Origin of the sequence: Stieleria mannarensis, assembly GCF_014154935.1 — a bacterium.
GTDB lineage: Bacteria > Planctomycetota > Planctomycetia > Pirellulales > Pirellulaceae > Stieleria > Stieleria mannarensis.
On the sequence record NZ_JACEHH010000006.1, the window covers coordinates 75,336 to 95,356 of the forward strand.

A 20,021-nucleotide genomic window follows, 5' to 3' on the forward strand; every position below is an offset into this window, starting at 1 on the left:
AATGCGTACCGCCAAAACAATTTGCGTGGTGACCGGATCACGCGCCGAATATGGCCTGCTGCGTTGGTTCATGCGCGAAGTGCACTCTGACGGCGACCTTGCCCTGCAGGTTCTCGTCACAGGGATGCATGTCTCGGAACGCTACGGATCGACATGGAAGGAAATTGTTGATGACGGATTCGAGATCTCCAAACGCGTCGAGATGCTCGAAGAGGACCGTTCAACAGTCGCTGTCGCGCGTTCAACCGGACGCGGGGTTGGTCTCTGTGCAGAGGCGTTCGCAGAGCTCTCGCCGGATCTGATTGTCGTTCTCGGTGATCGCTTTGAGGCTCTTGCGGCGGCCATTGCCGCCACCATGCTGAAAATACCGATCGCACATTTTCATGGTGGCGAAACGACCGAGGGCGCGTTTGACGAGTCGTTTCGGCATTGCATCACGAAAATGTCTCACTTTCATTTTACTGCCGCCGAGGCATATCGGAATCGTGTCATTCAATTGGGAGAAGATCCCGAACGCGTCTTCAATGTGGGTGCGTTCGGACTAGACAATGCGGCGAAATGCAAGTTGTTAACAAGGACAGAACTCGAGGCCAGCACAGGGATTAGATTCCGTGAACGAAACCTGCTCGTGACCTTTCACCCCGTGACGCTGGATGATCAATCCGCTCAGGATCAATTTGTTGAACTCATAGCTGCTCTTGAGGAGCTTTCCCAATTCGGTGTGATTGTCACGCATCCCAACGCAGACCCAGGAAGCCACTTCGTCGCTGACGAAATCAACCGTTTCGCCGCACGCAACGGTGAACGAGTTTGGCAATTCAAGTCATTGGGATTCATACGCTACCTGTCCGCGATGCAGATCGTCGATGCCGTTGTCGGCAACTCGTCCAGCGGCCTGATTGAAGCCCCGTTTTTCGCGACACCAACCGTCAACATCGGTGATCGTCAAAAAGGAAGATTGGCCGGACCAACCGTCGTGCATTGCCCCCCCGAGCGTGCAGCAATCCGGAACGCGATCGAACGATGCTGCAGTCGAGACTTTGCCAGAGAGATTGAAGGTGCATCAAACCCCTACGGATCCGCCGGCGCCGCATCAAAGGCCAAGGAGATTCTGAAACAGGTTGACTTGAATGGCGTTCTGAAAAAGCCATTCTATGACCTGGTGGTTGTGTAGTGCACAGTACCGCCAAGTGAACCAACGTTCTCTCAAGTTGCGGCCCGCTGGCTCGCGTTGAATCGTTGATCGTCCTTTGACATCAGTCGGTTCAAGAATCCACACAGGAGCCCATGAAGACTGAAACCAATTTGCTGAATGAGAGCAGAATCGAGCGTTTGCTGGTAAACCAAGACGCAACCATTCTTGAATCGATGCGAGTGATCGACGAGGGGGCTGCGCGGTTGGCCCTGGTGGTCGACCGGCAACGAAAACTATTGGGCGTCATCACCGATGGTGATCTGCGTCGCGCGTTATTGAACGGCGCGGACCTGCATTCCGCTGTGATGCCCTTTGCCAACACCGCCTATCGATCCGTCAATGTCAAAACCAGCCGGAATGAAGCACTGGATTTGATGAAGTGTTTCACGATCGAGCAGTTGCCCGTCTTGGATGACGCGGGCTTCGTCTGCGGCCTCCATCTCTTGAACCAATTGATTCAGGTGGAGACTCTGCCGAACGCCGCGGTGATTCTCGCCGGCGGAAAAGGAACCCGTTTGGGAGCACTGACGAAAACGACTCCCAAACCGATGATCAGTGTCGCCGGTCGTCCGATTCTGGAAAGGATCATCATCCACCTGGTCGGCAGTGGAATTCGAAAGATCTACTTGTCGGTCAACTATCTCTCCGAGCAAATCGAGCAACACTTCGGCGATGGCAACCAATTCGGTTGTTCGATTGAATATTTGAAAGAAGACAAACCGTTGGGCACAGGCGGACCGCTCGCCTTGCTCCACGGCCAGCAAATCGAACATGCGACGCTGGTGATGAACGGAGACTTGGTGGTCGACTTCGACGTCCAAGCCATGCTATCGCAGCACCATCGTGATGCAAATGTCATCACCGTTGGAGTCAAAAACTACACGCACCAAGTCCCGTTTGGTTGCCTGCAGACCAACGGTGGCATGGTGACCAAGCTTGTTGAAAAACCGGTGCTCCAGCAAACCATCAATACGGGAATCTACGCGATCTCGCCCGAGATCATCGCGACGGTGAAGCCGAAATTCACTCCGATCACGAGCTTGATTGAAGAAGCGCTCAGCGAAAAGAAACACGTCGGCGCGTTTCGAATTGACGACTGGATTGACGTCGGTCAACCGCATCAACTGGCTGAGGCGCGGGGCGAATGAACTTCGCACGGAAGTTGAAGAGGTGACATCATCCCGCTCCTCGAAACGACGCTTCAAAACGCTGCTGGATACCTTGGCATATGGGATCCAGGGAGCACTTCCGCAGCTGCTCGCATTGCTTCTGCTTCCTGTGCTCACTCGCGTTCTTACCAAGGAAGACTATGGAATCGTCAACCTGGTGACGACGTTTTCGGCGATCGCAAGCGGTTTCATCGCGTTGCAACTGCCCGCCGTCGTCGGCAGATTCTTTTTTGACTACGAGGAGGACCGAGTCGCGCGTTTTTTTTCGACGGTGCTTTTTGCGAGCTGTCTAATTGGCGTTTCCATTTTCTCGCTCTTGTGGATATTTGGAGATTTCTTTGTCGCCCTTTGCTACCCCAAATCAAAGCTAAGCTTTTTCCCATACTTCTTCATTGCCTCGGTAACAACTTACCTTGGCGTCGTGACGCGATGTTGCAGCACGTTGCTGCAGGTGCAGCGCAAGGCCACCAGCTTGCTCGTCAGTTCGGCGGTCGTTGCCATCGTCCAGGCTGGCGTGACGCTGATTTTGGTCGTCTGGCTTCGGTGGGGGCCGTTGGGAGTGTTTCTCGCGACCGCATCAAGTGCGTTCGTCAACGCGCTCATCTTGCTCATTCTGGTTCGCGACTCCATCCGGCCGCAATTTGATGTCTCGATCGTGCGCCCCTGCATGGCGTATTGCTTACCGCTCATCCCTCATTTTTTCGGGGCCTTTCTCTACACATCCTCCGACATCCTGATTTTGGAACGCTACACCGACCTTGCTGCGGTGGGAATTTATGGAATCGCAGTACGGTTGACTGGACCGCTGCGAATCTGTGTCGATGCCTTCAATCGAGCAAATTCGCCACAGTTTATGAAACTGTCGTTGGAGTCTAAGGCAGACACCGTTCGTGAGTATCGGCAGATCATTACCAAGTGGACTGCCGCGATGTTGTCCGCCTGGGTTTTGCTGAGCCTGTTTGCAACCGAAGTGCTGACGATTCTCGTTCCACCGGAATTCTATGCGGTCAGTCCGTTCATCCCGATCTTGGCGGCAGCGTACGTCTTTCGCGGATGGTACTGCTTTGCTGTACAGCCGCTGTTTTTTGAAAAGCAGACCCGCTGGATTCCAATCATCACGCTTTCATCGGGCATTGTGAACGTGGCATTAAATTTCGCTCTGATTCCGATCGTCGGAGCGATCGCTGCGGCCTGGACAACTTTGATTGCTTTTGCGTTGTCGTTTGTGATTGCACTGGTTCTATCCAATCGGTCGTATCGGCTTGATTGGAATGCCGGAATCAATGCGGCAATGGCCTGTACCGCGGTGCTGACCGTCTTGTTGAGCGAGTTGGTGTTCATTGACTTGAATGCACTGGCCAGGATCTCGATCAAGCTTGCCGCACTCGTGATGATGAGCGCGTGCTTTTTCCACGTGAGTGGAATTTTGGGTGTTCATCAGCGGCTCAGCGGACGACCAGTCGAATCGTGATCTGTCCTGCTAATCGCGGATCCTATCCGACGCCGGTCTCCGTCTCTTTGCGATGAAACATTGATGTCCCTTTTCGACTTGCCTCGCATTCTGTTGGACGCCGCGTTCCTGGACGTTATTGAATTGAACCCAGTCAGAAGCCAAACCGCCTTCGAGAAGGGGTTGCAAAAATCGCTGGAGAGCGAGGAGGAAGCGAATCAGTCAACGGGTCGGTTCGCTCGCATGCGTAGTCGCATCGCCAAGTTGGTCCGTTCGTTGACTGCTTCGAGCGTCCCGCTTGCCTTGATTGACAGCGAACCGGCATGGATCGCAGGCACAAAGAATCAGGAGAATGCACTTCGCCCGGTGTATCGTAGCTACCCGCGCCAATCGGCGTGGATTGACGCTGCAACATTAGATCTGCTTGCGGTCTCAGCGGCAAAGTTCAGTCTCTTTTACACCCCTGTCTTGTTGCTACGATGGCTGCAGTGCAACCAACGGATCAAGCGCACCTTCAAGAAAAGCTTTCGCATCTACTTGCGCACCTACGGTATCTACATTGCGGGAAGGTATTGGCTGAAAAAGTCGCGTCCAGGTTGCGTTATCCTTTCCAATGACCACGTCGGTACGTATTGTGCTCTCAACCAGGCTGCCCAAGACGAAGGCATACCAACGGTCTACATTCAGCACGCATGTGTCGCCGCACATTTTCCGACGTTGAAATTTGACTATGCCTTGCTGGATGGTCGCGATGCGTTTGACAAGTACGGCACGTCGACCAGAACCAAGGTGTTTCTCACGGGAATTGCCAAGTACGATCACACGCAACGGGTCGAAACATGTTTGTCTTTAAGTGGGGACGGGCAAGGATCAGCGATCGGCGTGTGTTTCAACCTGCTAGATGACTTTCAGTACACGACAAGGATGCTCGAGCAACTGCGAAGTGACTTCGCTGGGCGAAAGATTTTGGCGAGGTTGCACCCAGCGACACCGCCATCTCATCGCGAAGCGGTCGGGCAGTTGTGTGCCGATCTGGATATTTGCATTTCAGACAGTCGGGCAGAGGATTCATTTGGCTTCTTGGCACGTGTGGGAGTGCTCGTGTGTGGCGCCTCGTCCATCGTTTTGGAAGCTGCATTGATGGGTGTGCCGAGTGTCTTGCATTATTCATCCGAGATCGGAGATGTTTACGGATTTGTGAAACAGGGGCTGTCCCGGCATGCCAAAAGTCTTGACGCGATTGCGCGGGAAATCGACGACCTGGACCATCAGCCTCGTAGGGTGTTGGCAGAAAAGGCGGAGTATTTTTGCGCCGGTTGCGGCCAGGCAGACCGCCCTGCCGCGGCGACGCTTGCCGCGGATTTGATCGCGCATCTTTGCCAGGCGACCGAACCGAGCGGCTGGCGAAAAACGGACGATAGCTATTATGAGTGGAAGGCTGAAGGCGAAGAGGGTTAGCCAATGCTAAGACAGCTCTACCGCAGTATTCTTATCGCGCGACATCGGTTCCTGCGAAGGCTAAGATCGCGTCGGGCAATGCGCTGCGTTGCATCTTGCAAATCAATTCCCAACGTCAACGCGAAGTGCGTTTTCACCCGGACGACGCATCTGGGACACAATACCAACTTTAACGGAATTCAAATTGTTGGTGGTGGTCGAGTGGTCATCGGCGACAATTTCCACAGCGGCACCGAGATCAGAATGATCACGCAGAACCATCGTTACGACGATGGAAATGCGATCCCCTATGATTCCAAGGAATACGTTCTGCTGGACATAGAGATCGGAGACAACGTCTGGCTGGGGGACCGCGTGATTCTGTTGGGCGGAATCACGATCGGTGAAGGTGCGATCATCCAAGCTGGCAGCGTCGTCGTCAGCGATGTCCCCAAGTGTGCGATTGCCGGCGGGCACCCTGCGAAAGTATTCAAGATGCGCGATGTCGAGCACTATGAAAACTTGAAGACGCAGGGAAAGTTCGCATAGCGTCCATCTTCAATCAACACTACGCGGCAAGTCGGTCGCTGTTCTGGTCGGATCTCTTGACCACCGGCGATCAGTCTTCGATGGTAATCGTACGAAGGCCCAAACTTAGACACCGCTCACGATGCCAGAGTGTTTGAACGGCTATTTGAACGGCTATTTGAACGGCTATTTGAACGTTGAAACGAATCCTGATCTTATCGAACACGTTTTATCCCGACCCGACCGTGGCAGCGATCCGCGTCACCGAATGGGCGAAATACTTTCGCAACCAGGGAGACCGAGTGACGGTTGTTTGCAGGCAGTATCTGACGCGGCGCCAAATGGAGTCCGGGGCGGACCTTGAAGGCGTCAATCTGATTCGGTTGGGCATGCCCCGCACCGAAGACGGGGGCGATCGCAACACCGAGAAATCGTCTGGGGATTCCGTCTCACGAAAGGCCAGGCACGCGGCTCGCAAGCTGGCCACTTCCCTGGTCAGCGGGATTTCGGTGCCAGACGTGGCGATTTGGAGACAGCGTCGCCTGTTGGAGAAAACACTTTGCGTTGCGGAGTCTGTCGCGCCCGAGATCATGATCGTTTCGAGCCCGCCGCATTCGATTCATTGGTTGGGGGGGCGAATTGCGGCGGCGATCAAGGTGCCGTGGATTGCGGACTTTCGAGATCCGTTTACGATTGACAGGCGTTTCATGGCATCGAAAACGAACTTCGCAAAGCGTTACTTTACCAACCGGTTCGAGGAGTCCGTGTATGCACAAGCGTCGCTTGTGACTCACGCGATTCCGATTCACTATCGATGGATGCGACGACAACGGCCCCAATGGGCCGACAAGATGCGACTGCTGACCAACGGTGTCCCCGATGAAATTGCAGGGCTACTCGGGAAGTCGGCTCCGATCCCCTTGATCGACAAGCCCCAAATCCAGGTTTTCTCTTCGTCGACCATCGAACCTGCAACACTCGTCAACCTATCCCAGGCATTTACTGAACTGTATCCGGAAAAATGTCTGAGCGTGCGGTTTTGTGGAAACGCTCCGTCAGCTATCCCGGGAGACACCGACCAAGCGAGCTTTCGGTTTTTGGGCAGGATTTCGCATCAGCAAGCGGTCTCGGAAACGATCGCAGCGGACGTGTTATTCAGTCATCTTCCGGATCAGCACGCTGCCGGGATGGGGCTGAGTTCCAAGCTGTTTGAGTATTTGGCATCAGCACGTCCTGTCATTCATGTCAATCCGACGCGTTCGGATCGGCTTTTCCTGAAGCAGTGGCCGCACGCGTCGGTGCTCGACGATCCCTCTGTGCGGGAACTAAAGCGCACGCTGCTTGTCGCGATCTCCGCTCCCCCGTCTCTGCTCCTGAATCAATCGTCGCGATTTATCTCGGCCTATCAACGCAAGACGCAGTGCCAGCAACTGCATGCCTGGATAGCAGGGGTGATTGGCAGATCCGATGCGGTCTTGGAAGGAAACGGTCAAGCATGAATGCCTTCATCGACGTCGCAATAGCGGTTGCGTCTATCGGAATGGAACACACATGATCTTTCTTTTGATTGTTGCCAACGCGCTGATTGTAGCTGCGGTTGTTTATCTTGTCGCCCGAGACAATAGGAATGGCACGGTTCCGTTGTTTTGCTGCCGGAATCTGTTTCTGCTCGGGTTCCTCTACTTTCAAAACTTCGGACTAAACATCTGGCTGCTCAATCGCCGCGGATTTTCGCTGTGGGCATACAAGATTCGGGACCCCGGTTCGATCACCTCCCTAAAGTTCATTTGCCTCGAGATCGTGTGCCTGGTTTTCGTCTTCGGTTCGTATCGGTTCTTCAGGCCCAGATTCAGGGAACGCGAATTCATGGAGCCCGAGGAGATTGGAACCCGTACGCTGTTCTTGCATTCGGTTGGACTTTCATTGGCTTCGGCGATCGTCTGGGGACTGGGGTTCATCGCGATGGAGGACCTGATGCTTTATGCGTCGTCTGGGATTGGCGCGACTGCGACGGGGATCGCGGCGTACGCATGGTTCCGGGACCGTCAGAATGTGTTCTTGATGTGGACCTTCCTCGTTGTTTTGGCAGTGAGTTGCGTACCGCACCTCACGGAATACGGTCGTCGCGGTCTCCTGTCACTTGCATTGATGGTGGCGTGGGTTGGTCACTCACATTTTTTGAGAAATGTGAATCTGCCAAAACTCGCGATGACAGTCATTTTGCTGACCAGCCCCATGATTATTCTGCTTGCGGCGTTTTCCGAGGCACGTGTGCGCCATCCCAGGACGGTTTCCCAGGCGATCGAATTGATGATCCAAGCAGACATCGGCCATGGTCTACAACGCCTCGCAAATTTCCAAGGTTCGGCAACGATCTCTTTGTGGTGCATGGAGAACTACCCGAAACGATTCCCGTATCGTCACCTCTACTCCGCTCGCGCTACCGTGCACTACTTTATTCCACGGGCATTTTGGCCTGACAAGCCGGAGGGATTGGGGATTCAGATTCCAGGCCAGGCCAGGCTTCGCAACGTCGGTGGATTGAATGTTGGCGCCGGATTGATCGGGCATGCGATGTGCGAAGGTGGCGTGTACGCGTTGATCATCTATGCGATACTGATCGGCTATGGGCTGAAATGGATGGACGGCTACATCGATTCCCGACGACATCTTATTTACACCCTGCCCATGCTATGCGGACTTGGGCAACTTTTCGCTGTGCCGCGCGGAGAAGTTAACTTTTTTATTGACACGATGATCATCGGAACGATCTGTTCGTTGGTTTGCATGCAGATCATGCACCGATTGGTACCGGTCAGCCCAACACCGGTTGCGTACGGGCATCGGCCTGAGCCCTCTTCCTACTGATCAAGATCGTCTCCGAATCGGACTGCCTGTGGGGCGAGTCCACGAACCACGGAAGATTCCCAAACAATGAAAATGATGCTGCTGTGGGCAAGGCTGCCGAGCTATCTGGCGGGGTTTTGCCGGGAAATGGAAAGCAAGTATGGACATGAAGTGATTGTCGCCGGCATCGGAAATGACAATTTGGGTGAAGGCGAATCGCCCGTGAGCGACCAGCTTTTTGACGGAATTGAGAAACTTGAAATCACGGAACGAACCGCAAACGACGCCAACGCGGTTGCGGAGTTGGTGGCAGCGGTGTCGCCCGACGTGTTGATGATTAGCGGGTGGCAATACAAGGGGTACGCAAAGCTTTATTCGAATCGCGAACTCGCGCATCTCCCCCTTGTGCTTTGCTCCGACAACACATTGCGTGGGACATGGAAACAATTCATCGGAAAATTTGCCTTACGTTCCGTGTTGGCTCGATCAGCACGCGTCTGGGTCCCTGGCAGGGCGGGATTGGAGTTGATGGAGTACTGGGGGGTCCCAAAGTCGAAGCTGCTGGTCGGTCTTTACAATGTGGATTCAGACCGGATCGGTGAATTTGCCACGCGAGCCGCGACGGTCCATTGCGATGAACCATCGTTTTTATTTGCAGGACAACTCATTCCACGGAAAGGGTTCGACCTGCTTTGTGAGGCCTATTCGCGTTACCGCCAGAAGGTCCAGTCTCCGTGGCGGCTGACCGTGTGCGGTCGAGGGCCACTTGATTCTCTCTGTCGGGGCGAAGGCATCGACTACAAGGGGTTCGTGGACGGTTCGGAATTGCCGACACATTTTTACGAATCGGATGTCTTTATTCTTCCCAGTGTGTACGACGCATGGGGTGTGGTGTTGGCAGAAGCAGCTTGTTGTGGGATGCCGATGATCGGCACCAACACGTGTGGTGCGACCGCTGATTTAATCATCGATCGCGATAATGGATTGGTGATCGAACCGGACAGTGCAGACGCGATTCTCGACGCATTGCTGTGGTTTCATCAGACCAGTGCGGATCGTCGCACCGCAATGGGAAAACGCTCGCAGAAGCTTTGCGTTCCGCACACGGCTGTCTCCGTCGCCGCCAGGATGGACCAAGAACTAACACAGCTGCTTGAAACACGCTAGTGCCAGGCGGCGGGAGGAATCCGAAGTGTCATCCACACATCTATTGATCGATGCGACAAACCTGAGCGGGGGTGGTGGCGGAACGCTGCTGCGAACATTGGTCGATGCGCTTCCCCAGGATCAAACACGCGTGATTGCATCGGACAACACGCGCGCGTCCTTGGCCGTTTCCAATTCAGACCGTCCCAACATTGATTTTAAAGCTCCCTGTCATCCCTTTTCCGGTCGCAGGCGACGTTTGCTGGTCGACCAAGTGAAACGGTTTCGGCCCGCACGATTGCTTTGTTTCGGCAACGTTCCGCCAACTTGCAAGTTGGACGGGACGGAGGTCGCCACCTACTTTCAAAACGCCCACCTGCTTGCGTCTCTGGACAATCGTATTCGATACAATCTGAAAGATCGTTTGCGGTTTTCCATGCTGCGGCGGGGAGTGAAGCAAAATGCGAAACACACCGACGACTGGATTACGCAGACGCCGACAATCAGCGAAACGCTGGGGCGGGAACTGCGATGCGACTCGAAACGCATCGAATGCTTTCCGTTTTTCGACAGGCGTGCCATCGAGACTGCCATTCGTCAGACCGAATCAACTGTTCGGCAGCCTAGGTCGTTCGTGTATGTCAGCGACGCGCGTCCCCATAAGAACCACCGCCGACTTATCGAGGCGTGGCGACGCGTTCAGCAAACCGAAAACGATGGCAACCTGTACGTCACCATCTCCCGCAACGAAGCCGGCTGCTCGGATGACCTGCCGACGAATCTTCACCTGCTGGGAGCCGTATCGTGGGAAGAGTCGATCGCATTGGCCAGTCGATGTGAGTATGTGGTTTTTCCATCCCTTTTAGAAACGATCGGCCTTGGAATTGTCGAAGGTGTGTTAGCGGGATGTAAAGCGATCATCCCCAACGACGCGTGCTTTGACGACATCGTTAAAGCATCGCTGACTTTTGACGCGATGTCGGTGGACTCGATTGCAAACTCGATCCGCGAGGCAATTCGAGGGTCTGAGCGACCGAGCCCATTGGAGTGTCATCGACACGCCGATCAGACTTATCAAATTTCGCCTAGCAAAATCGTGCTTCCCAATCGGCTTGATGCGTTCGTCGAATGGTTGATGCGGTGACAGGCACTTACAAGAAGCTTCCATGAAACAAATCCTGCAGAACCTTGGCAGCGGCGAAACGCTGCTCGCCGATGTCCCGTGTCCCCGACGGGCCCAGGGGAGCGTATTGATCCAAAGTTTACGGTCACTCGTCTCGCTCGGAACCGAGAAGATGTTGGTCGACTTTGGAAAGGGGGGGTACCTTGCCAAGGCGCGTTCCCAGCCGGACAAGGTCAAGCAGGTGATCCAAAAGATCAAGACCGATGGACTGTTGACGACGGTCGACGCCGTTCGAGCGAAACTCGATACGCCGATCCCGTTGGGGTACTGCAACGTCGGGGTCGTCACGGAAACTTCACGTCAATCTCGTTTTGCCGTTGGCGACAGGGTGGTCAGCAATGGACCACACGCGGAAATGGTTAGCGTAAGCGAGAATTTGGTCGCCAAGATTCCGTCGGGGGTTTGCGATGAAGCGGCCGCTTATACGGTGGTCTCGGCAATTGGATTGCAGGGCATCCGACTGCTGCAGCCCACCCTCGGCGAACGAATTGTTGTCAGCGGGCTCGGGCTGATCGGCTTGCTGACCGTCCAAATGTTGTGTGCACAGGGATGTCAGGTTTTGGGAATTGACTTTGACGAGCACAAGCTAAAGCTTGCCGAATCCTTCGGCGCCATGACGGTCAATCTCGCCGCAGATGAAGATCCGGTGCGGGTCGCAGAATACTGGACCGGGGGACAGGGTGTCGACGGGGTGTTGGTCACCGCATCGACGAAGAGTGATGAACTGATCCATCAAGCGGCGACAATGTGTCGAAAACGCGGCAGGATTGTGCTGGTCGGCGTTGTCGGATTGAATCTTCGGCGGGCCGATTTTTATGAAAAAGAGCTTTCGTTTCAGGTCTCCTGTTCCTACGGGCCGGGTCGCTATGATGCCAACTACGAACAACGTGGGTTGGACTACCCGATCGGTTTTGTACGTTGGACAGAACAGCGAAACTTCGAGGCGGTCCTGCAGTTGCTCGAGAGTGGAAAAATCAATACCAATTCCTTGACCACGCACCGCTTCAAGTTCGATGAGGCACTCAAAGGCTACGATGCGATTCATGAAAAGGGAGCGATGGGCATTCTGCTCGAATACGAGCAACAGGCGCGTCCGGAGCGAAACTCGCGATTGCTGTGGGTCGGCAAGCCAACTGCAGATCAACCGGGATCGAAGACGGAGACGCCGTCAGTAGCGTTCATCGGTGCCGGAGGATTTACAACGCGAATGCTGTTACCGCTTCTGCCCAGCGAGAATCTGGTTCGCCATTCGATCATCAGCGGAACTGGGGTCTCGGCGTCGCACGCGGCAAAAAAGTTTGGATTCTCTCGGTGCGGAACCGAGATGCGGGCAGTGCTTGAGGACGAAACGGTCGACGCGGTGTTTATCACAACACCGCACAATACGCATGCTTCGTTCGTCGTTCAAGCATTGGAGCACGGAAAGCACGTCTTCGTCGAGAAGCCGCTCGCGATGAATCGAGAGGAACTCGCACAAGTGACTGCTTGCTTGAACGACCATCCCTCACAACGCTTGATGGTCGGATTCAATCGGCGTTTTTCCCCGCACACCGTGGCGTTAAAGAGTTGGCTGAGATCGGCGCACTCGTCCAAGGCGCTCGTTCTGACCATCAATGGGGGCAAAATTCCGGCGGACCACTGGACGCAAGATTTGGAAGTAGGGGGAGGACGCATCATCGGCGAAGCCTGTCATTTTATTGATCTTGCACGATTCGTCGTCGACAGTCCGATCGAGAAAGTTGTCGCGACGGCGATGCGCAGCGGCGACGGAAGATTGGGGGATTGCGCCGCGATTCAGCTGGCTTTCCAAGACGGATCGATTGCCACGATTCACTATCTTGCCAACGGGAACAGTGCGTTCCCCAAAGAACGGGTGGAAGTGTTCGCCGGCGGGAAGGTCTTCGTCGTCAATAATTTCCGCCGATCCTTCGTCGTCGGTGACAAGAAATCGCTCAAAACACGCAGTCAGGACAAGGGGCACGCCGGCGGGGTCGAAGCATTTATTCAAAGGGCTTGTCGCGAAGGCCATTGGCCGATCCCCCCACAGGAATTGGCCGAGGTGAGTCTGGCGACGCTTGACGCCGACGAGCAAATCCGGAGCCAGATTTCTGCATCCATCGAGCCCGCATAGCCGCCCCCCACAAAAGCGGGAATACTCGGGCATTGTGGATCGGGAATTTATGGGGCTGCCGGTCTGCTGGTCAATGGCACGTTGACGGATGGAACACTCGTGATTGTTTTGTGATCAGTGGAGCCCTGAGCCCCGGTAACCCTTGGATTCCCGTGTGAATCGGAATGATCGTGCGTTGGGTCGGTTGCGAGGGTCGTTGGCATGAAGGATCATGGGGAATTCGAATCCGATACAAGTTTGGCCGCAAAGAGATTTTCAGTTTCTATCTAAACGTAGTTGTTTTGTGAAAATCGTATTCTTCTCGCACTACTACACGCCGGAAGGCAATGCACCGGCCTCTCGAACGGCCGATCACTGCGCTCGTTGGCTTCGCGAGCCGAATGTTGACCAAGTTACGGTCATCACTTGCGCCCCGAACGTGCCCGATGGAAAGGTGTACGATGGCTACAGGAATCGCCTTTGGCCGCAGCGGGAGACGATCGATGGGGTGGACGTGGTCCGCGTCTGGACCTTGATTCAGAATCGTCGCGGAAGAGCGGCGCTGATCCTGAACTACCTCAGCTATCTGATTTCCGCCCTATTGGCGTTTGCGTTCTTCGTACGTCGACCGAACGTGATCGTCGCAACCACGCCGCAATTTTTTTGTGGACTCACTGGGGTATTTGCGAGTTGGTTGAAGTGGTGCCCGCTGGTGTTGGAGGTACGCGACATCTGGCCGGAGTCAATCGTGACTGTCGGTGCGATTCGACGCGGCGTCATCATTCGAATGCTCGAGTGGATCGAGCGTTGGATGTACCGCCGTGCCAACCACATTGTCGCAGTCGGCCCGGGATATCGCGACAATATCCTTTCAAAGGTCGACGTTGGGGATCGGATTTCGATCGTCACCAACGGAGTTGACCCGAAGCAGTTCGAGCCCGATACCGAGTGCTCCTCGTTTGCTGAGCGGCATGGATTGGCGGGGAAGTTCGTTTGTTCCTACGTCGGTACGGTGGGGATGGCCCACGGTTTGGACGTCATCATCAATGCGGCGCAACGGTTTCACCAAGCGGGGCGAAATGACGTGCTGTTTTTGGTTGTCGGTGGCGGGGCGAAGCTGGAGCAATTGCGACGCACGGTGACGGAATTAGGGCTCGGTGATCTGATCCGGCTGACCGGCCGGTTGGACAAAACGGAGATTCCCCAGGTGCTCTCGGCGTCGGACGCCTGTTTGGTCCATCTCAGCAAAGTGGACCTGTTTGAGCACGTCATCCCGTCCAAGATCTTTGAAACAATGGCGATGGAGCGAGCGATCATCATGGGCGTTCGCGGGCGCGCCCTGGAGATCGTGCTTGCGGCCGAGAGCGGGGTCGCGATGGAACCGGAAAACGACGCTCAACTGTTTGAGATTCTGAACCGGATGATGGGTGCCCCGGAGACGGTTCGGCAAATGGGACGAAACGGCCGCAAGTTCGTGATCGAACATTTCAATCGAGATCAACTGGCGCGGGAGATGTTGTCGATCGTTCAGCGTACCTCCCAAGGTGAAGTGTTTTGTCTTGAGGATCGAAACTGGGGGGAGAAGTCTGACGATCGCCCGTATGACTGCAGCCTGACCCCCGTGGGATCTTCCGGCGGCAGTCATTGCTGAAGGGCTGGAGTTTTAATGGCGCTACGCCGCTTTTCTCGCCTCGTCGCGCTCCTCCGCTACCACCGCCCCGGCCAGTTTGCTTGGCGGCTGTACCGTACCGTGCAACGACACGTTCGCAGGCGATTGCCCGAACGGTGGGTGCTGAAGATCGGGAGGCGTCAGGCCCACTGGAAACCGGGCGCCCGATCGGCATTTCAACAGATCGCGGCGCATAGGCTAGGGCTGTGGCCGGAACGCAATGCCGATGCTGCTGACATCGTCGCCGGGCGGTTTCGATTCCTTCATCAGACGCGCGATCTGCGAATCCATACCGCAGGCGGCGCCCCCCAAGTGGACTGGAATCCAGCGGCTCCACGATTGTGGCGTTTTCACCTTCAATGCCAGGAATACTTGACTGACCTGGCCGACCGGCATGGCGCACACGCCGCCTACCGCATCGTCGGCTCGTGGCTTGCGGAACCGCGTCATCAGAGCCCGGTTCGCGATCCCGATGCGTGGCATCCGTTTTGTATTTCTCGACGGTTGCCGGTTTGGCTTTCCTTGGCGGCGATGCACGATCCACCGGCGGAGATCGCCGCACCGTTCTGGCGCTACGTTGCTGACCAAGTCCACTGGTTGCGTCGCAACTGTGAATGGGACCTGGGCGGAAACCATCTGCTGGAGAACCTGACGGCACTCTTCCTGGCGGAATCATTCCTGGAACTTGAGGGTGATGCCCGAGTGTCGTCAGTTCAGCCGCGATTGTTGGCCGAGCTGGACGAACAAATCTTGCCGTCAGGAGAACACTATGAGCGGGCACCGACCTACCACGCGCTGATGATGGTCAGTGTCTTGCAATGTGCCGAAGCGGCCCGGTTTGCTCAGTCGAGTGACTTGGATTCGCTGAGAACCGTCATCAGCCAGATGTATCAGTTCGCGCTGTGGATTCGCCAACCCGACGGACATTTCCCACTGCTGGCCGATTCGGTACGGGGCGGAACTCCAGACTTAGATCAAGTGTTCCAATGGGCGGATACTTTCTGGGATCCCGACGCCAAGGGGAATCCGACGGTCGACTATTGGGCCAGTCAATCCGACCGGGGAGATCGAATCCTGTTCGACGTCGGCCCGCTGGCCTGTGATCATCTGCCGGCCCACGGCCATGCCGATCTGTTGCAAATCACCGCCACGCTCGGAGCGCGTGACGCGATCGTCGATTCGGGAAACTTTCAGTATGAACCGGGGGCGTTGCGTCAACAATGCCGACAGACCGCAGCCCACAACGTGCTTCAGCTCGGGACGCTTGAACAATGCGACCTCTGGTCCAGCTTTCGAATGGGGCGCCGCGGAAAAGTGCTTTGGAAACGGCACGGCACGACCGAGGAATCCGCTTGGTGTGCCGCGGCTCATGATGGTTTTGGGTGTCCAGCGGGACGGTTGGTCCTGGAGTGCAGAGCCGCATGGACGATCATCGACTGGTTTGATGGATTTTCCGGCACCATCGAAGCGATCTCCCGGTTGCACTGGCATCCGGAGTGGCTGTTGTCACTCGACGCGAATCATCAGACGGTCGTGGCGACACACACGAGCGAGCATGACATGAAGTACATCATCGAGGGCCTGGGCGAAACTGCCAAGTTATCGATTCAGGACAGCATCTATTGTCCGAATTTCGGAGAGCAAATCGCCAACCGCGTTGTCACCAGTGTTAAACAGTGCAACTCCCGTGGCTGGCTCGGGTTCCACCTTCCGCTCCAATCCACCGCGGCGACGGCCGCCCCGGGAGTTGAATTGACGGAGGGGCAATTGAAGGTCACGCTCGTCGACGGAGCATCGCTTTGCGTTTCGACTGCCGATGGTCGGCCGAATTAGCTGCCTTCGCGGGAAGGCGGGCGCCCACCCCCAGGGATTCCACGCTCTGGCAAGCGTCGCGACGTCAAGCTGGTTACTTCGACTTCGGGCGGAACGCCGTCAATCGTTCAGGATCGGTTTCTAAACGCGGGCCGTGCATCAGGTCGATGCAGTAGGGGACGGCGGGGAAGACGGCGTCCAAGCATTCGGCGATGGCTTTGGGTTTTCCCGGCAGGTTGATGATCAAGCTGTCACCGAGCAGGCCGGCGGTTTGCCGCGACAGAATGGCCGTCGGCACCTTCTCCAGCGACACCTTTCGCATCAGTTCCCCGAATCCGGGCATCATGCGGTCACAAACCGCTTCGGTCGCCTCCGGCGTCACGTCCCGCGCCGACGGTCCCGTCCCGCCGGTCGTCACCACCAGACAGCAACGCTCGACTTCGCAAAGTTGCCGCAGCGTCGCCTCGATCGTCTCTCGCTCATCGGGGATCACGCGCGAGATCGGCGTCCACGGGCTGGTCAGAACTTCTTTCAGGTAGGCATCGATCGCCGGCCCGCCCAGGTCTTCATACTCGCCACGGCTGGCGCGATCGGACACCGTGACGATTCCGATTCGGGCCGCAACGGATTGATTCTGATTCGGTTGCGTCATGTCCAATCGAGTCCTTCATGCAGTTGATTCAGGCTCTGGGCGTCGCCGTCGCGAACGACCAGCATGTCTTCGACCCGGACACCGCCGACGTCGCGTCCGTAGAGTCCCGGTTCGACCGTGAACACCTCGCGCTCGAGTACCGGGCCGCCGCCGATGTCCAACAGGATCGGCTCGTGCACATCCAGCCCGATCCCGTGACCGGTGCCGTGTTGAATCGTCGGTTGATCCGAGACGGTTCCACGCGAGGATTCGAATCCGGCGTCGAGCAACGCTTGATCGGCGGCCAAGTGCACCGACTCGGCTGTTTGTCCGACGCGGAGTTGTTTGACCGCCGCGGTTTTCGCAGCGACGACGGCGGCGTGCATCTTTTGCACCGTCTCGGTCGGCTGGCCGTGAACGACCGTCCGCGTGCAATCGCCCCAGTAGCGGGTTTGGTTGTTCATCGGAAACAGGTCGACGATCACCGGCACGCCCGTTCGCAGGGCCCCGGCGCCGGCGTGATGGCAGTCGGCCACGTCGGGGGCGGTCGCCACGATCGCACCGTGTGACATCGAGTAGTCACGTCGCAGAAACTCCGCGGCCGCCATCGCTCGCGCTCGCTCGCTGGTCAACGTCTCCCCGTCGTGCACCAGCGTTCCATCGGCGGCCACGGTTGACCTCGCGATGGTTTCACACATGAATTGCATTACCGTTTCGGTGACCGCTTGGGCTTCGGCCAGCCAAGCGATTTCTTGCTCGGTCTTTTGACGTCGGTCAAGGACCCCCAGGTCCGAATCGTAGGTCAATTCGATTCCGGCTTGCTGCAGGTGCCAGGCAAAAACAAACGGCAGCGTCCGGTCGACGCGAACGGCAGCAAGGTTCTCTCGCCGACAATATTCCGCGACCGCTTGCGCCGTTGCGGTTTCGCGATCGGCGTCCAGTTTGTCGGCCGGTTCATAGTCCGCCGGACAGACCACTCGGTCGGCGTTGCTGCTGCCACGGACGCGGTCCATTTCGATGTCGCGAACCAATGCCACGCGACGATCCGGAGTTTCGATCCAGGCCGCCGGATCACCGATCGGGACGCAGATGCGACGAAACAGGGATGGGTTCTTGAGGGGGATTCCGGCAAAAATCGCCGGCAGTGAAACATCGGGCATCCTGAAACTCATTTGGATTTCGGTCGAGTCATCGGCGCGACGAATCGCACGGGCCCCTGACCAGGACTCGGCAAACGTTGGTGTCTAGCTATTAGGCGATTCTTCGTAGCCGAGCATCGGCTAACGCCTGGATGTGGGCGGCGTTGCCGCCCCGGGGAAATCGCCTAAAGGCTAGACACCAACAGCGTCGCCCGGGGGGATCGCCTCAAGGCAAGACACCAACGGGAGAGTATGTCGCGCTGACGTTATAGCGGATTGTTAGCCTATTTTGCGAGGCGACACGGCGACGCAGAGGGTGGCTATGATAGGCATCCCCCCGAACCGACTCCCCCACCGAAGAAGCACCTCCCGATGAATCCGACATTCTCTCGACGCAACTTTCTCTTTGTCGCCGCGGCAGGGATTGCCACTTCGGCCGCCCCGCGGCTGACCTTTGCCGCTGATTCCTCCGCAGCAGCCGATTCGTCACAAGTCCAGTGGCACGATGTCCGTGACTGGGGGATCGAAGGCCGCGGATTTGATGACACCGAAAAATACTTCGACCGCCTGCCCGCGCGAGCCAAGGGTGTCGTCCGCAACGCCGTCTGGAATCTCAGTCGACATTCGGCCGGGATGATGGTCCGTTTCCGAACCGATGCGACGGAAATCCAAGTCGACTATGCGGTGACTTCATCCAATCTTGCCATGCCCCACATGCCGGCAACCGGCGTCAGCGGGCTGGATCTTTACGGCCAGGACGAACAAGGCAATTGGAAGTGGGTGGCCGTCTGTAAACCCAACAAGCAACACATGAAGACGACGCTGGTCCAGGGGCTTCGTCCGGGGATGCGGGATTACTCCATCTATTTGCCGCTGTACAACGGGACCGAATCGTTGCAGATTGGTGTCGATTCAACCTCGCGATTCGAACCGATGGCACCACGCACGGAAAAGCCGATCGTGTTCTACGGCACTTCGATCACACACGGAGCCTGCGCGTCGCGGCCCGGCATGCCCCACCCGGCGATCTTGGGACGCAGGCTTGATCGCCCGGTGATCAACCTGGGTTTCTCCGGCAACGGCAAACTGGAAAAAGAGGTCGGTCAATTCTTGGTCGAACTCGATCCGTCGGTTTATGTGCTGGATTGCTTGCCCAACATGGTCGCCGCGGAAATCACCGAACGGACCGAGCCGATGGTCCGCCAGCTTCGCAGTGCCCATCCAAACGTTCCGATCGTATTGGTCGAAGATCGGTCTTATTCGGGTTCGTGGTTGCTACAGTCCCAGGCAACTCGCAACCGCACCAGTCGTGAGGCGTTCCAGGCGGCCTACCGCAGATTGCTGGACGCCGGGACGGAACGTCTGTTCTATGTCGATGGCGAGAGTCTGCTGACGGACAATCGCGATGACACGACGGACGGTTCACACCCATCGGATCTCGGTTTTTTCAACCAAGCCAATGCGATGGAACCGGCGCTGCGACAGGCGTTGAGAGCTTAGCCGGCGTCGCCAGAAGGTAGGTCCCTGTTGATGCCAGCCCGACGCGTGAGCGAGGGGCCGCGCGGTGCCCCTCGCTCACGCGTCGGGCTGGCATTATCAAATCGACCTCGGAACATTGACTCAATCAAAAAGCCGCAGGTGGGGTCCGCTATGCTCTAAACGCTAAATAAGCAACACATAAGTTCACACCATAAAACGAATGAAA

Annotated in this window: 15 protein-coding genes; 13 read left to right on the plus strand and 2 right to left on the minus strand. The window is 56.5% G+C overall.

All coding sequences use genetic code 11. The features are described from left to right. The first annotated feature begins 1 nt into the window (after position 1). The 12 genes from neuC (at position 2) to H1B37_RS06190 (ending at position 16,567) form a co-directional block, all read left to right on the plus strand. The gene (neuC, locus tag H1B37_RS06135) at positions 2–1,174 is read left to right on the plus strand and encodes a UDP-N-acetylglucosamine 2-epimerase (protein ID WP_182865750.1); all 1,173 of its coding nucleotides are present in this window, start codon (positions 2–4) and stop codon (positions 1,172–1,174) included. A gap of 113 nt (positions 1,175–1,287) precedes the next feature. Beyond that, entirely contained in the window at positions 1,288–2,343 is a 1,056-nt protein-coding gene (locus H1B37_RS06140; protein ID WP_182865751.1) for a sugar phosphate nucleotidyltransferase, read from the plus strand. Next, complete coding sequence (locus tag H1B37_RS06145; RefSeq protein ID WP_220498069.1) at positions 2,297–3,835, plus strand: lipopolysaccharide biosynthesis protein; 1,539 nt, start codon at positions 2,297–2,299, stop codon at positions 3,833–3,835. The genes H1B37_RS06140 and H1B37_RS06145 overlap by 47 nt, the downstream gene beginning before the upstream one ends. 93 nt (positions 3,836–3,928) lie before the next feature. Continuing rightward, on the plus strand, positions 3,929–5,272 hold the full coding sequence (locus tag H1B37_RS06150; protein WP_182865753.1) for a CDP-glycerol glycerophosphotransferase family protein: 1,344 nt from the start codon (positions 3,929–3,931) through the stop codon (positions 5,270–5,272). Positions 5,273–5,515: 243 nt separating this feature from the next. Further along, a complete protein-coding gene (locus H1B37_RS33345) occupies positions 5,516–5,800 on the plus strand; it encodes an acyltransferase (RefSeq protein WP_220498070.1) in 285 nt (94 codons plus the stop codon). Between the two features lie 176 nt (positions 5,801–5,976). After that, positions 5,977–7,278, plus strand: coding sequence for a glycosyltransferase (locus H1B37_RS06160; RefSeq protein WP_182865755.1), 1,302 nt, complete (start codon positions 5,977–5,979; stop codon positions 7,276–7,278). A gap of 52 nt (positions 7,279–7,330) precedes the next feature. Then, positions 7,331–8,647, plus strand: a complete 1,317-nt coding sequence (locus tag H1B37_RS06165) for a hypothetical protein (RefSeq protein WP_182865756.1) — start codon at positions 7,331–7,333, stop codon at positions 8,645–8,647. Between the two features lie 66 nt (positions 8,648–8,713). Then, entirely contained in the window at positions 8,714–9,793 is a 1,080-nt protein-coding gene (locus tag H1B37_RS06170; RefSeq protein WP_182865757.1) for a glycosyltransferase family 4 protein, read from the plus strand. Positions 9,794–9,818: 25 nt separating this feature from the next. After that, complete coding sequence (locus H1B37_RS34325) at positions 9,819–10,916, plus strand: glycosyltransferase (protein WP_182865758.1); 1,098 nt, start codon at positions 9,819–9,821, stop codon at positions 10,914–10,916. Between the two features lie 22 nt (positions 10,917–10,938). Next, complete coding sequence (locus tag H1B37_RS06180) at positions 10,939–13,086, plus strand: bi-domain-containing oxidoreductase (protein ID WP_182865759.1); 2,148 nt, start codon at positions 10,939–10,941, stop codon at positions 13,084–13,086. Between the two features lie 283 nt (positions 13,087–13,369). Then, positions 13,370–14,716, plus strand: a complete 1,347-nt coding sequence (locus H1B37_RS06185) for a glycosyltransferase family 4 protein (RefSeq protein ID WP_182865760.1) — start codon at positions 13,370–13,372, stop codon at positions 14,714–14,716. Between the two features lie 15 nt (positions 14,717–14,731). Further along, positions 14,732–16,567 (plus strand): heparinase II/III family protein, encoded by a 1,836-nt coding sequence (locus H1B37_RS06190; protein ID WP_182865761.1) that lies wholly within the window; start codon positions 14,732–14,734, stop codon positions 16,565–16,567. A gap of 73 nt (positions 16,568–16,640) precedes the next feature. Here the strand turns inward: H1B37_RS06190 and mog are convergent, their stop codons facing one another. Both mog and H1B37_RS06200 read right to left on the minus strand, forming a co-directional pair. Then, a complete protein-coding gene (gene mog / locus H1B37_RS06195) occupies positions 16,641–17,198 on the minus strand; it encodes a molybdopterin adenylyltransferase (RefSeq protein WP_182865762.1) in 558 nt (185 codons plus the stop codon). Continuing rightward, a complete protein-coding gene (locus H1B37_RS06200; protein ID WP_182865763.1) occupies positions 17,195–18,349 on the minus strand; it encodes a M24 family metallopeptidase in 1,155 nt (384 codons plus the stop codon). The genes mog and H1B37_RS06200 overlap by 4 nt, the downstream gene beginning before the upstream one ends. A 339-nt stretch (positions 18,350–18,688) precedes the next feature. Here H1B37_RS06200 and H1B37_RS06205 point away from each other — a divergent pair, with 339 nt between their 5' ends. Continuing rightward, positions 18,689–19,816, plus strand: a complete 1,128-nt coding sequence (locus tag H1B37_RS06205) for an SGNH/GDSL hydrolase family protein (protein WP_182865764.1) — start codon at positions 18,689–18,691, stop codon at positions 19,814–19,816. The last annotated feature ends 205 nt before the right edge of the window (positions 19,817–20,021 follow it).